Origin of the sequence: Promicromonospora kroppenstedtii, from assembly GCF_044389675.1 — a bacterium.
In the GTDB taxonomy this organism is placed as follows: Bacteria; Actinomycetota; Actinomycetes; order Actinomycetales; family Cellulomonadaceae; genus Promicromonospora; species Promicromonospora kroppenstedtii.
The window spans coordinates 104,383-117,539 of record NZ_JBIRYI010000012.1; the positions used below are offsets into that span (position 1 = coordinate 104,383).

Genomic DNA, 13,157 nt, shown 5'->3' on the forward strand with positions numbered 1-13,157 from the left:
GATCACCTGGGACTTCATTCGCTACGCACTGCGTTATCGCGCCATCATGCGTCCCAAGGTCGCCCTCAGTTGTTGAGAGCCTTCTGGTGCTCCACCGAATCGTCCCGAACCTGCTCGACCGCCCCGGTGTTGCGCAGGAACACGATGATCCAGCTGAAGATGAGCACCGCCACGACGAGCTCGACCGCCGTCAGGTTGTAGTACCCGGTGACGAACAAGACCGCCAGGACCACGATGCAGGCGACGTAGATGTAACCGAGCAGCACGAACACCCGCGGCATCGACGGAAGCAGCCGGCGCATGCGCGCGACCAGCACGACGTAGATGATCACCATCCCCGTCGCGGAGAGGTTGTGCGCGATCAGGAAGTCGTCGACGGGGAAGATCCCCACGCACGCCAGCAGCACGCCGATGAGCACGAGCGCCAGGCGGACGCGGCGACGTCCGCGCACTTCCCGGGCCGTGGTGTGCGGGAGGTATGCGGTCGCGTAGTTCGCGATGATCGTGACCATCGCGCCGGCGATGACGAGCGTCAGGTTGAACGCCATCGAGGAGACGTCGTCGTTCATCCCGAGGGCGCTGAGGTTCTCCTGCCACCAGAGCGGATCGGTGGCGCTGAGCATGCTGGCGAAGACGCCCACGGTCAGGAACACGGCCAGGACCAGCGACAACATCATCGGGGTGAGGTTCACCGCGGAGAGGAACGCCACGTAGGCGGTCACGGCGAGGGCGACGCCGCCGAGCAGCGCGGCCGACGTCGGGTACGCCGTCGCGCCGATGAAGCTCCGGCTCACGACCGACGCGGCGCCGATCCAGCCCAGCAGCGCGATGACGGCGTGCGCCAGCGACAGGGCCGCGATGTCGAACCAGCGCAGCCGCGGACGGACATCGTCGTCCGCGGACTCGCGCCGGTTCCGGGTGCGTCGCAGGGCGCAGCCGAGGAGGAACGCGACGATGGTGACGAGCGCCCCGCCGATCGCGGCGAAGTCCCCGATCGAGCCTCGGCCGGCGATCGGCACGCCGCCGTCGCGGAACACGAAGAACCCCACCGCGGTCCCCACGACGAAGGCACCCGCGCCGACGAGCAGCGCTGAGGACTCGCGTGACTCGTTGTCGTCGACGGGGCGTCGGAAGATCCGGGGGAGGGGTGTCGGGTCGCTCATGTCGGTTCTCCTTGCCTACCCGCCGCGGGTACTCGCCGCAGGGTTCGGAACCAACATCGTCGATGGCCGGGGCGCCGACGTCACCCGAACAGGATGATCCGTCGGACCCGGGTCACCTCGTAGGCGCGAGCGCCCGCTCGAAGGCCTTGAGCACCGGCTGCCCAGGCCGCGTGTCGAGGATCGCGAAGGCGACCTGCTCGAACCACGGCCGGGAGGCGAGGGCCTCGGCGAAGGTGGTCGCGACCTCGTCCGGGTCGTTGCCGAACACCCCGCAGCCCCATGCCCCGAGCACGAGCCGCCGGCAGCCGTGGGCGGCGGCGACGTCGAGCACCCGGCCGGCGCGGCGGGCCAGCGTGGCGGAGACCTGGCTCGCCACTTCGGGCTGGTTGCGCTCGACGGCGGCACGGTTCGGCGCGGCCGACGTCAGGAAGGTGACGGAGTGGGGCTCGGCGAGCAGGGCGCCGTCGTCGTCCCGGATCACCGGCGTTCCGGGCGAGACGATGACCCGGTCCGTGTACAGCAGCGACGTCTCGCGCCGGTGGTGCTCGTAGAACTCGGGGACGGCGGTCTGGGTCGCGTACAGCGCCGAGCTGCGCGCGACCGCCTCCTCCTGGGCCTGGGCGCCGTTGAGGAAGCCCCCGCCGGGGTTGCGCGCCGAGGCGAAGACCAGGCAGGCAGCGCCCGGGCCGAGGCGCCGTGCGGCGACCAGGCTCGACTCGTGGCGCACCTCGACGGTGGTGGGGCCGGACCAGGGGGTGGCCTCCGGCAGCGGCGCGTCCGGGAGGATGAGGCGCGTGCCGGCGACGGCAGCGGTGACCTGCTCGGCGATGTCGACGCGCCGGCCGTGTGCGCTGTAGCTTCCGTCGCGGACGGCGTCCATGGTCTCTGCCGCGAGGGCGCGGAACCGGTCCCGGCTCCTGTTCGACGAGGTCACGGCAGCAATCCTGGCCGCTGGAAACGGAGCGAGTCAACGTGCCTGCGAGCTGTTGGGGCGGAGGTGAGGTGCGCTTCTACCCAGTCATTGGGCCCGGATATCAGCGTGGTTTCGGGCCCAATGGCTGGGTAGAAGCGCACTTTGCCGACCGCGGTCGTCGGCGTCGTCTGTCGCCGCCCGGCCCGTCCGACGCCCGTAGGCTGCCCTGAGATCGGGGCAGCACGACTGTTGACACCCTGCCCGACCCGCCCCTAATGTCCTCGCTCATACGTAGGAGCAGACCTCCGCATCGCCGCGGCCGATTGCTCATACGTATGAGCATCGCCTCACCAGCGATCGATCCACCTCGACGAAGCGGAAGGGATCTGGCATGGGACACGCACGATCGTTCGGGCGGCGCGTTTCAGCGCTGGTCGTCTCGCTCGTCCTGCTCACCTCGGCCTGCGCGGGCGGCTCGCCGTCCGGCGAAGGGACCGCCGGTGGGCGCGACGACACGATGATCTACGGCAAGACGGACGGCGGCACCACGTTCGTCCACAACTACAACGTGGTCGGCCCGGCGGTCGACAAGGCGCCCAACATGGAGCTGATCTACGAGCCGCTCATGCGCGTCGACTACAGCAACGGCGCCGTGGTCGAGCCCTGGCTCGCGGAGAGCTGGGAGTTCGACGACGCCGGCACCATGCTCACGGTCCACCTGCGCGACGGCGTCACCTTCTCCGACGGCGAGCCCTTCACGGCCGACGACGCCGTCTTCTCGCTGAACCTGCCGATCGAGCAGCCGGAGTTCTCGATCGCGGGCGTCACCTACGAGAAGGCCGAGAAGGTCGACGACCTGACGTTCACCGTCAGGTTCGCCGCGCCGTCGTTCGCCACGGTCAAGCAGTTCGCCAACATCCTGCTGCCGATGGTGCCCGAGCACGTCTGGCGCGACCAGGACCTCAACACCTGGACGAACCCCGAGCCCGTCGGCACCGGCCCGTTCACCCTCGCCGAGTTCAAGCCGCAGCAGGTCACCCTCACCGCGCGCGACGACTACTGGGGCGGCGAGCTGCCGATGTCGACGTACAAGATCATCCCGACCAGTGCTGACGCCGCCAAGGCGCAGCTGCTGCGCGGCGACATCGACATCGCGCAGGGCTCGTGGGCCAACGGCGAGCAGGAGTACACGGCCAAGGACCCTGAGCACAACCTGTACCAGCTCTACCCGAACGGCGGCGCCATGTCGGCGATGTTCAACGCCGGCAAGCCCCCGTTCGACGACGTCCACGTGCGTCGCGCGCTGGCCATGACGGTGGACCGCACCGCCATCACCACCACGCTGCAGCGTCCCGGCACCGAGTCCGGCCCGACCGGGCTGAACGCGACGGTCTACGCCGACTGGATCAACCCCGAGCTCGCCGACCCGTGGCCCGTCGACGCCGAGGCCGCCAAGGCCGAGCTGGCCGACGGCGGCTGGACCGTCGAGGACGGCGCCCTGGTCAAGGACGGCGAGAGCTACCGCCCCACCATCCTGTTCAACAACGACTGGGCCTGGGGCAGCTACGCCGACATCATGATCAACGGTTGGCGCGACACGCTCGGCATCGAGGTCGAGCCCGCCGGGCAGCCCACCGCCGGCTACTACGACGCGATGAACCTCGGCGACTTCGACATCACCGCGGCGTCCACGGGCGGGGCCGGCGTCTACGGCGTCTACGGGTTCCTGGACAGCGACTTCGTGGTGCCGGTCGGGGAGTCGGCCACGCTCAACCAGGGCCGGTGGTCCAACGCCGAGGCCGACGAGATCATCGCCGCGATGGAGAGCACCGACGACGAGGCCGAGCTCAAGGAGCTGGGCCTGCGCATGCAGGAGCTCGTGGTCGACGAGGTGCCGTTCAGCCCGCTGTACGACAACTTCTACTTCGTCGAGATCAACGCCAAGCGCTGGTCGGGCTGGCCCACGCCGGACGACTTCGACCACATCCCGTTCGTCGGCATGGGGCCGGACCTCATCCTGACGATGCTCGACCTCGAGCCCACGGAGGGCTGACCGTGACGACGACGGAGGCGCCGGCCCCGGCGCCGTCGGCCGCGACCGACCCGCCCGCCGCGGTGCGGGCCGTGCGCCGCTGGGGGTTCCTGCTGCGCAGGCTCGGCTTCTACGTCGCGGCCGCCGCCGCCGCGATCGTGCTCAACTTCCTGCTGCCGCGTCTCATGCCGGGCGACCCGTCGTCCGCCATCGTGGAGGAGCTGCAGCGCGTCAGCGGCCAGCAGGTGCCGCCGGAGACCCTGGAGAGCATCCGGGCGATCTTCGGCGACCCCGACCAGAACCTCGCCCAGCAGTTCGTCGGGTACCTGGGGCAGCTCGCGCGGTTCGACCTGGGCGTCTCCGTTGTCAACTTCCCCGTGCCGGTGAGCGAGCTCGTCCTCCAGGCGCTGCCCTGGACGCTGCTGCTGGTCGGCACCACCACCGTGCTCGCGTTCGTGCTCGGCACCGGCCTGGGCGTGATCGCCGGGTGGAAGGCCGGCAGCAGGCTCGACTCGGTCCTCACCCCGCTGACGGCGTTCCTGTCGTCCGTGCCGTACTTCTGGGTCGCGCTGCTGGCCCTGTGGGTGTTCGGGTTCGTGCTCGGCTGGTTCCCCCTGTCGGGCGGCTACGACGCCAACCTCGCCGAGGGCTTCAACCTGCCGTTCCTCGCCTCCGTGCTGCACTACGGGGCGCTGCCCGCCGCGACGATCGTGTTCTCCGCGTTCGGCGGCTGGCTGCTGGGCATGCGGAACATGACGGTCACGACCGTCCGGGAGGACTACGTGCTGCTCGCCCAGGCCAAGGGCCTCTCACGGGGTCGCGTGATCCTGCGCTACGCCGCCCGCAACGCGATGCTGCCGAGCTTCACCGGCTTCGCGATGGCGCTCGGCGGCGTCATCGGCGGGGCCCTGCTGACCGAGACCGTGTTCAGCTACCCCGGCATCGGCTACCTGCTGTTCGAGTCCCTCAACAAGCGCGACTACCCGATGATGCAGGGGGTCTTCCTGATCGTGACGCTCGCGACGCTGCTCGCCAACCTGCTGGCCGACTCCCTCTACGTGGTGCTCGACCCGCGCATCCGGGAACAGGGGTGAGTGCGATGAGAACCGGACTCCTCGGTGCAGGGCTTGTCAGAGGCTGGAAGGTCCGTGTCGGCCTGTCGGTCATCGGCTTCTTCGTCCTCCTGGCCCTCCTCGGGCCCTGGCTGACGGCGAGCATCCCCGGCCTCGACCCGCGCGCCAACGACCTCACCGCCATCGGCCAGCCGCCCAGCGCCACGCACTGGCTCGGCACCACCCAGTTCGGTCAGGACGTGCTGGCCCAGACCATCGAGGGCGCCCGCGGCTCCCTGTTCGTCGGGTTCCTCTCGGCCGTGATCGGCACGGCGCTCGCGATCCTCGTCGGGCTGCCCGCCGGGTACTTCGGCGGGCGCACCGACGCCTGGCTCAACTTCCTGTCCAACCTGTTCATCGTCATGCCCGTGCTGCCGCTCATCCTCATCGTGGCCGGCTACATGCAGGGCACGGGGCTGTGGGTCATCGCGTTGATCATCGGCTTCTTCGGCTGGTCGGGCGGCGCCCGCACCATCCGCGCGCAGGCCATGAGCGTGAGCAACCGCGACTTCGTGCTCGCCATGCGCACCCTCGGCGAACCGCACCACCGGCTCCTGTTCCACGAGGTGCTGCCGCACCTGACCGGCTGGATCGCCGCGATGTTCCTGTCGGGCGTCATCGGCGGCGTCATGACCGAGGCAGGTCTCGCGTTCCTCGGGATCTCCGACTCCGGCGCGATCAGCTGGGGCACCATGATCCAGGCCGCCCAGCAGCAGAGCGCCGTGCTGCGCGGCATGTGGTGGTGGTTCGTGCCGCCGGGCCTGTGCATCGCCCTGGTCGCGACGGCCGCGACGCTGGTGAACTTCGGCGTCGACGAGCTGGCCAACCCCAAGCTGCGCGCGGTGCGGCGCTCCGTGGTGCGCCGCACCCAGGGCCGTGCCGCCGAGACCACCGTAGGGAGCGATGTGTGATGGTCGCCCAGTTCGTGCCTGACACCGACCGGTCCGACGCCGGGACCACCTCCGCACGGGAAGCCGGGGGCGACGTCCTGCATGTCTCCGGCCTGACCGTCGAGTACGTGACCGGCGGCGACCCGGTGCGCGCCTGTGCCGACGTCACCTTCACCCTGCGCCGGGGTGAGATCCTGGGTGTCGCGGGCGAGTCCGGCTCCGGCAAGTCCACGCTCATCACCGCCCTGACCCGGCTGCAGCGCCCGCCCGCCGTCACCACCGCGGGCAGCATCGTGTTCCACCCGCGCGACGGCGGCCCCGCCGTCGACCTCGTCACCGCCAGCCCGAAGACGCTGCGGGCGTTGCGCTGGACGTCCCTGTCCATCGTGCTGCAGAGCGCCATGGACGCCCTCAACCCGGTCATGCGGCTCGGCGCGCAGTTCGCCGACGCGCTGCGCACCCACGACCGGACGCTGAGCAAGGACGACGCCTGGGCGCGCGCCGCCGAGCTGCTCGCCACGGTCGGCATCTCGGGGGACCGGGCGCGCAGCTACCCGCACGAGCTGTCCGGCGGCATGCGGCAGCGCGCCAGCATCGCGCTCGCGCTCGCGTGCGGCCCGGAGCTGGTGGTCATGGACGAGCCGACGACGGCGGTCGACGTCGTCATGCAGCGGCAGATCCTGGCCCAGGTGCTGCGGCTGCGCCGCACGCTGGGGTTCGCCGTCGTCTTCGTGACGCACGACCTGTCCCTGCTGCTGGAGCTCGCCGACCGCATCGCCATCATGTACGCCGGCCGCATCGTGGAGCTCGGCACGGCCCGCGAGCTCTACGACGACCCGCTCCACCCCTACACGCGCGGCCTGCGCGACTCGTTCCCGCCGCTGCATGCGCCCCTGACGCGGCTCACGGGCATCCCGGGCACACCGCCCGACCTGCGTCGTCCGCCCTCCGGGTGCCCGTTCCACCCACGGTGCCCCCGGCGCTTCGAGGGGTGCGACGCGCACCTGCCGGAGCTGGTCACCTCAGGACGGTCCGACGTCGGCGGGCACGCCGTCGCCTGCCGGCTGCACGACCCGACCGTCAGACCCGAGACCACCGCAGGAGGACCGGCATGACCGCGACCACCGTCCCCGCGCCGTCCGCCCCGGGAGCCGCCGAACCCGAGGTCCCCGTGCTGCGGGCCACCGACGTGACCCGGCACTTCACGGTGCGCTCCGCCGTCGGCGCCCGCTCCGTGGTGCGCGCCGTCGAGGGTGCGACGATCGACCTGCACCGCGGCCGCGTCGTGGCGCTGGTGGGGGAGTCGGGCAGCGGCAAGACGACGCTCGCGCGGCTGCTCGCCGGGTTCTACGCACCCACGAGCGGGGAGATCGTGCTGGAGGGCGTGCCGGTGCGGCAGCGCCGCGGGCGGGTGGAGCGCGGCTACCACAAGGACGTCCAGCTCATCTTCCAGGACCCCTTCGGCTCGCTGAACCCGCTGCACCGCGTGCGGCACAACCTGGAGCGGCCCCTCAAGCTGCACCACGGGGTGCGCGGCAAGGCCGAGCTGGACCGGCGGGTGCGGGAGCTGCTGGAGCGCGTGGCCCTGACCCCCGCCGAGCAGTACGCCGACAAGTTTCCCCACGAGCTCTCGGGCGGGCAGCGCCAGCGCGTCGTCATCGCCCGCGCCCTGGCTGTGGAGCCCAAGGTGCTGCTCGGCGACGAACCCATCTCGATGCTGGACGTCTCCATCCGCCTGGAGATGCTCAACCTGCTCGACCGCCTGCGCACCGAGGACGGCCTGGCCCTGCTCTACATCACGCACGACATCGCCAGCGCCCGCTACCTCTGCGACGACGTCGTGGTGATGTACGCCGGGGAGATGGTCGAGGGCGGGCCCAAGGAGCAGGTCATCGCAGACCCGCAGCACCCGTACACCCGGCTGCTGGTGGAGTCCTCGCCCGACCCGGGCCGCGGCGCACGCGACCGGGAGGCCCTGTTCGACGCCGACGCCGACGGCCTGGGCGAGCCGCCCAGCCTGATCGACCCACCGCCCGGCTGCCGGTTCCACCCGCGCTGCCCGTTCGCGATGGACGTGTGCCGCACACAGGCCCCGCCGCGCGCCGACCTGGGCGACGGCCGCTGGGCCCGCTGCTGGCTGCACGCCACCGACCCGACCCTTCCGGAACCCGCCCCGGACCCCGCACAGGAGAACCAGTGACCACCACCCCGCGGCGCGCCCGGGCGCCCCGCCAGTCCGACGTCGCCCGGCTGGCCGGCGTCTCGCAGTCCGCCGTGTCCCGCGTGATCGGCGGCGACACGGACGCGGCCCGCATCCCCGAGGCCACGGTCCGGCGCATCCAGGACGCGATCAAGGAGCTGGGCTATGTGCCCAACCCGACGGCCCGCAAGCTGCGCACCGGCCGCAACCGCCTGCTCGGCGTGCACACCTTCGAGGCCGTGTTCCCGCGGGCACGCGAGGACTTCTACTTCGAGTTCCTGCTCGGCATCGAGGAGCGCGCCGAGGAGATCGACCACGACCTGGTGCTGTTCACCTCCACGGGCGGCAGCGACGGGCGCCGCCGCGTCTACCGCGACGGCGTCAACCGCCTCAACGTGGCCGACGGCGCGGTGCTCCTCGGCGTCGCCGCCGACCGGGCCGAGCTGGCCCGGCTGGAGGCCGACGGCTACCCGTTCGTGCACATCGGCCGCCGCGAGGTGCCCGGCACGCGCATCACCTGCGTCGTGCCCGACTACGAGTCGGCCGCCGCCGCCATCGTCGACCGGCTGGCCGACCTGGGGCACGAGCGGATCGGCTACCTGAGCAGCGGGATCGACGAGGAGTCGTACGCCGACCGGCGGCGCGGGTACGAGTCGGCCGTCGCACGGCGCGGGCTGCGGGACGTCTCGCCGGCGAGCCCGGGTTCGGCCGACGGTGATCCCGCCTGGCTCGACGCCGTGGCCGACGGCGCGGTCACCGCCGTCGTCGCCGACGCCGAGTGGCTGGCCAGCCCGCTGGCCGAGCGGCTCGCCGAGCGCGGGCTGATCGTGCCGCGCGACGTGTCCGTCGCCGTCCTGGAGGGTGTGGGACCCGACGCTCCGGTGCGCTGGGACTGCCTGCAGATCCCGCGCCGCGAGGTGGGCCGCCTCGCCATCGACACGCTCGTCGGCATGCTCGACGAGGCCGGGCAGCCCGTGACGGACGTGCTCGTGCCGTGCGTCGTCGTCGCGGGCGAGACCGTGGCCGGCCCGAAGAAGGGGAGTGCCGAATGAGCAGGGGTATGACCGAACGCAAGACCGACGTCCTGATCGTGGGCGGCGGCATGGGCGGCGTGGCCGCCGCCCTCACCGCGGCCCGGCTGGGCCGGCGCGCGGTGCTGACCGAGCCCACCGACTGGCTCGGCGGCCAGCTCACCGCGCAGGCCGTGCCGCCCGACGAGCACACCTGGATCGAGGACCGCTACGCCCCGCCCGGGTACGCCGAGCTGCGCCGTCGCGTGCGCGACTACTACCGGCGCAACTACCCGCTCACACCGCTCGCCGCCGCGGACCCGCTGCTCGACCCCGGCCTCGGCATCGTCAGCCACCTGTGCCACGAGCCGCGCGTCGCGGCCGCCGTCCTGGAGGAGATGATCGCGCCCTGGCGCGCCGGCGGGCAGATCGAGCTGCTGCTGTGCCACGAGCCCGTCGCCGCCCACACCTCCGGCGACGAGGTCGACGCCGTCACCCTGCGCGACACCCGCGACGGCACCGAGACCATCGTCCAGGCCGCCTACGTCGTCGACGCCACCGAGCTCGGCGACCTCCTGGAGCTCGCCGACGTCGAGCACGTCATCGGCGCCGAGGGGCGCGACGAGACCGGCGAGCCGCACGCCCCCGCCGTCGCCGACCCCCTGGACCAGCAGGCGATCTCCTGGTGCTTCGCGCTGGAGCACCGGCCCGGCGAGGACCACACCATCGGCCGCCCGGCCGGTTACGACCACTGGCGCACCGCCGTCGCCCCCTTCTGGCCCGGACCACAGCTCTCCTTCGACGACGTCGTGCCCATCACCCTGCAGCAGCGCACCTGGCGGCTCTTCGAGGCCGACCACGCCCTGGGCGCCCACTTCCCCCTGTGGACCTTCCGGCGCGTACTGGCCCGCGACAACTTCGCCGACGGCGCGGTCCGCGACGTCACGATCGTCAACTGGCCCCAGATCGACTACTGGGAGGCGCCCCTGCTCGGCCCCGGCGTCGACGACGCCGCCCGCGCGGCGGCGCTCGCGGGCGCGCGGGACCTGTCGTCCTCGTTCCTGCACTGGCTCCAGACGGAGGCGCCCCGGCCCGACGGCGGCACCGGCTACCCGGGCCTGCGCCTGCGCCCCGACGTGACCGGCACGCCCGACGGCCTGGCCAAGACCCCGTACATCCGCGAGGCCCGGCGCCTCCGGGCGGAGCTGACCGTGACCGAGCGGCACGTGGGCGTGCAGGCCCGGCCCGACGGCGCCGGCAGCGCGGTCTTCCCCGACACCGTGGGCCTGGGGCGCTACCGGATCGACCTGCACCCCAGCACCGCCGGGCGCTCCTACGTGGACATCGAGGCGTACCCGTTCCAGGTGCCGCTGGGGGCGCTCGTGCCCGTGCGGGTGGAGAACCTGCTGCCCGCGGGCAAGAACATCGGCACCACGCACATCACCAACGGCTGCTACCGGCTGCACCCCGTCGAGTGGGGCATCGGCGAGGCGGTCGGTGCGCTGGTCGCGTTCTGCCTCGACCGCGGACTGCCGCCGCGCAAGGTGCGCAACGACCCCGCACGGCTGGCCGACTACCAGCGCCTCCTGACCGACACGCTCGGCACCACGCTCGCGTGGCCCGACGACATCCGCACCCACCGCGAGTAAGGGGGAGGTGACCAGAGGCAACTGACCGAACTCACTGACTTCGGTCCGCTGCACCGAGACCGGTCAGTCGACCGACCGGTCTCAGGGCAGCCGACCGATCTCATTTGTGCCACCTCTTGTGCCATGCCTTGTGCCATGCCCTGCACCAGCTCGACCGCTCGTTCGACGAAGAACGGAGAACCATCGTGCTGCGAAAAATCCTCTTCAGGGGCCCCAGGCCCCGGCCCGCCCCAGCTCTTCACACCACCGCGCCCGACGACGTGCCGACCTCAGCCCGCGCCGACGTGCCGTCCACTGTTCCCGCCGTCTCCCGCCCGGCCGCGCGGCCGCCGCGGCGGGGACGGGCAGCGGGCCGGCACGCGGTCGCCGCGTCGGCGCTCGCGCTGGTCGTGGCGGCCCTGGGCCTCGCGGTCCCGGCGTCGGGTGCGCCCGACGCGGCCCCCGCCGCCGTCTCCCGCCTCGGCACCGCGGGCAACAAGATCGTCAACGCCGCCAGCACCCCCGTCCAGCTCCGGGGCGTGTCCGTCCTGGCGCCCCGCCACAACGCCGAGTGCCCCGAGTGCCACCCGAAGCCGATCTCCGACGTGATCGACATGACCGTGTCCGACGGCTGGCAGTCCGACGTCGTGCGCCTGCCCGTCACGGTCTGGGGCTCGCTCAGCGTCGAGGACAACGTGGCCCAGTACGTGGACCCCTACGTGCAGCAGGCCGTGGAGCTGGGCATCTACATCATCGTGGACCTGCACTACGTGTCCGACTACGGCAGCACCGGGGTGCCGCAGTCCACCGTGTCGGAGTTCTGGGACTACGTCGCGCCCCTGTACGCGGACGTGCCGAACGTGATCTACGAGGTCTTCAACGAGCCCGTCGCCCCGGCGAGCTGGGCCACGTGGAAGGCGTACATCCAACCGGTGGTGGACGACATCCGCGCCGTCGCGCCCGAGACGCTGCTGCTCATGGGCGGCCCCCAGTGGAGCACCTACGTCAACCAGGCCGCGGCCGACCCGATCGCGGGCAACGACATCGCGTACGTCTACCACCTGTACCCCAACCAGGGGGACGCCACGGCGGCCAACCTGGACGCCAAGTTCGGCAACGCGGCCCAGCAGATCCCCGTGATCCTCACCGAGTTCGGCTGGAACCCACCGGGCGAGTTCTCCGACCCGGTGGTCACCCAGGGCACGACGTCGGGGTGGGGCATCCCGCTGCGCCAGTACCTCGACGCCCGCCCGCACATCAGCTGGACCGCGTGGCTCTTCGACAACTACTGGAAGCCGCAGATGTTCGACCACGACTGGAACCTGCTCGGCGGCGAGCACCAGGGCGCAATGATCAAGGCGTGGCTCGCGGACCAGCCGTACGCGTCGCCGTGCGCCTCCCACGCGGCGGTGGGCGCGACGGCCGTCGCGTCGTCGTCCGGGAGCGCGACCAGCGGGGCGGACAAGGCGGTGGACGGCGACTGCACCAACGCCGGGCGCTGGCTCTCGGCCTCCGGCGACACCACGCCCACCCTGACGATCACGCTCGACGCACCCACCGTCGTCGACCAGGTCGACGTCTACAGCGGGTTCGTGGGCGGGGGCTCGGTCAACGTGCTGCGCGACTTCACGGTCGAGGTGCACACCTCCGCCGGGTGGCAGCGGGCCGCCGCCTTCGACGACAACACGCTCGGCCTGGTCAGCGCCCCGGGCCCGGCGGCCGCCGTCGACCAGGTGCGGCTGGTGATCACCGACCCGTCGAACTACACGCCGGACGTGGCCAGGGTGTTCGAGGTCGCGGTCCGCGCGGCCTAGCGGCACGTGTCAGACGTACAGGTCACCCGAATGACCTGTACGTCTGACACGGCGGCGGGCTGGACGGCGGTGCCGCCCGCCCGGGTGGCCGTCGGCGACCAGGCGCCGGTCCAGGGCGCTGCGGTTCCAGGAGACCTGGCGCACGTCGATGAATGCGCGGATGCACTCGGCGCAGCCGTCCAGGTGCCTCTCCAGTCGCCGGCGGCGGTGGGGGAGCAGCCGCCCGGCGAGGTAGTCGTGGATCGCGGCGCGGGTGGAGCGGCACTCCGGCCGTCGCCCGGCGCTCGCGCCGGCCGCGGGGCGGTTCCCCGGCGGGAGGTCCGGCAATCCGGACAGCGCGGTGCGGAGCCTGGCCACCTCGGCCTGGCGTGCACCCGTGATCGTCACGCGGAACT

Annotated in this window: 11 protein-coding genes; 8 read left to right on the forward strand and 3 right to left on the reverse strand. The window is 72.0% G+C overall.

Features of this window, described 5'->3' with window-relative positions; translation table 11 throughout:
* Positions 1–65: 65 nt before the first annotated feature.
* Positions 66–1,163, reverse strand: a complete 1,098-nt coding sequence (locus ACH47X_RS19310) for a DUF998 domain-containing protein (protein WP_397406145.1) — start codon at positions 1,161–1,163, stop codon at positions 66–68.
* A gap of 112 nt (positions 1,164–1,275) precedes the next feature.
* Positions 1,276–2,097 (reverse strand): TIGR02452 family protein, encoded by an 822-nt coding sequence (locus ACH47X_RS19315; RefSeq protein WP_397406146.1) that lies wholly within the window; start codon positions 2,095–2,097, stop codon positions 1,276–1,278.
* Positions 2,098–2,467: 370 nt separating this feature from the next.
* Between ACH47X_RS19315 and ACH47X_RS19320 the strand changes: the two genes are divergently transcribed.
* The 8 genes from ACH47X_RS19320 to ACH47X_RS19355 all read left to right on the forward strand — a co-directional run bounded on the left by ACH47X_RS19320 (position 2,468) and on the right by ACH47X_RS19355 (position 12,762).
* The gene (locus tag ACH47X_RS19320; RefSeq protein WP_397406147.1) at positions 2,468–4,129 is read left to right on the forward strand and encodes an ABC transporter substrate-binding protein; all 1,662 of its coding nucleotides are present in this window, start codon (positions 2,468–2,470) and stop codon (positions 4,127–4,129) included.
* Between the two features lie 62 nt (positions 4,130–4,191).
* Complete coding sequence (locus ACH47X_RS19325) at positions 4,192–5,202, forward strand: ABC transporter permease (RefSeq protein WP_397406222.1); 1,011 nt, start codon at positions 4,192–4,194, stop codon at positions 5,200–5,202.
* Positions 5,203–5,207: 5 nt separating this feature from the next.
* Entirely contained in the window at positions 5,208–6,131 is a 924-nt protein-coding gene (locus tag ACH47X_RS19330) for an ABC transporter permease (protein WP_397406148.1), read from the forward strand.
* On the forward strand, positions 6,131–7,225 hold the full coding sequence (locus tag ACH47X_RS19335) for an ABC transporter ATP-binding protein (RefSeq protein WP_397406223.1): 1,095 nt from the start codon (positions 6,131–6,133) through the stop codon (positions 7,223–7,225). The genes ACH47X_RS19330 and ACH47X_RS19335 overlap by 1 nt, the downstream gene beginning before the upstream one ends.
* On the forward strand, positions 7,222–8,310 hold the full coding sequence (locus ACH47X_RS19340; protein ID WP_397406149.1) for an ABC transporter ATP-binding protein: 1,089 nt from the start codon (positions 7,222–7,224) through the stop codon (positions 8,308–8,310). The genes ACH47X_RS19335 and ACH47X_RS19340 overlap by 4 nt, the downstream gene beginning before the upstream one ends.
* A complete protein-coding gene (locus tag ACH47X_RS19345; RefSeq protein ID WP_397406150.1) occupies positions 8,307–9,362 on the forward strand; it encodes a LacI family DNA-binding transcriptional regulator in 1,056 nt (351 codons plus the stop codon). The genes ACH47X_RS19340 and ACH47X_RS19345 overlap by 4 nt, the downstream gene beginning before the upstream one ends.
* Positions 9,363–9,370: 8 nt before the next feature.
* The gene (locus tag ACH47X_RS19350) at positions 9,371–10,969 is read left to right on the forward strand and encodes an FAD-dependent oxidoreductase (protein ID WP_397406151.1); all 1,599 of its coding nucleotides are present in this window, start codon (positions 9,371–9,373) and stop codon (positions 10,967–10,969) included.
* A gap of 260 nt (positions 10,970–11,229) precedes the next feature.
* Positions 11,230–12,762, forward strand: a complete 1,533-nt coding sequence (locus ACH47X_RS19355) for a cellulase family glycosylhydrolase (protein ID WP_397406152.1) — start codon at positions 11,230–11,232, stop codon at positions 12,760–12,762.
* Positions 12,763–12,771: 9 nt separating this feature from the next.
* On the opposite strand, the gene ACH47X_RS19360 is transcribed toward ACH47X_RS19355, so the two are convergent.
* Positions 12,772–13,149, reverse strand: a complete 378-nt coding sequence (locus ACH47X_RS19360) for a zf-HC2 domain-containing protein (protein ID WP_397406153.1) — start codon at positions 13,147–13,149, stop codon at positions 12,772–12,774.
* Positions 13,150–13,157 lie beyond the last annotated feature (8 nt).

Bases quoted from the DNA above. Each gene is read 5' to 3' on its own strand.
- ACH47X_RS19330 (WP_397406148.1), top strand. From the start codon at position 5,208: ATGAGAACCGGACTCCTCGGTGCAGGGCTTGTCAGAGGCTGGAAGGTC.
- ACH47X_RS19320 (WP_397406147.1), top strand. From the start codon at position 2,468: ATGGGACACGCACGATCGTTCGGGCGGCGCGTTTCAGCGCTGGTCGTC.
- ACH47X_RS19350 (WP_397406151.1), top strand. From the start codon at position 9,371: ATGACCGAACGCAAGACCGACGTCCTGATCGTGGGCGGCGGCATGGGC.
- ACH47X_RS19310 (WP_397406145.1), bottom strand. From the start codon at position 1,163: ATGAGCGACCCGACACCCCTCCCCCGGATCTTCCGACGCCCCGTCGAC.
- ACH47X_RS19340 (WP_397406149.1), top strand. From the start codon at position 7,222: ATGACCGCGACCACCGTCCCCGCGCCGTCCGCCCCGGGAGCCGCCGAA.
- ACH47X_RS19335 (WP_397406223.1), top strand. From the start codon at position 6,131: ATGGTCGCCCAGTTCGTGCCTGACACCGACCGGTCCGACGCCGGGACC.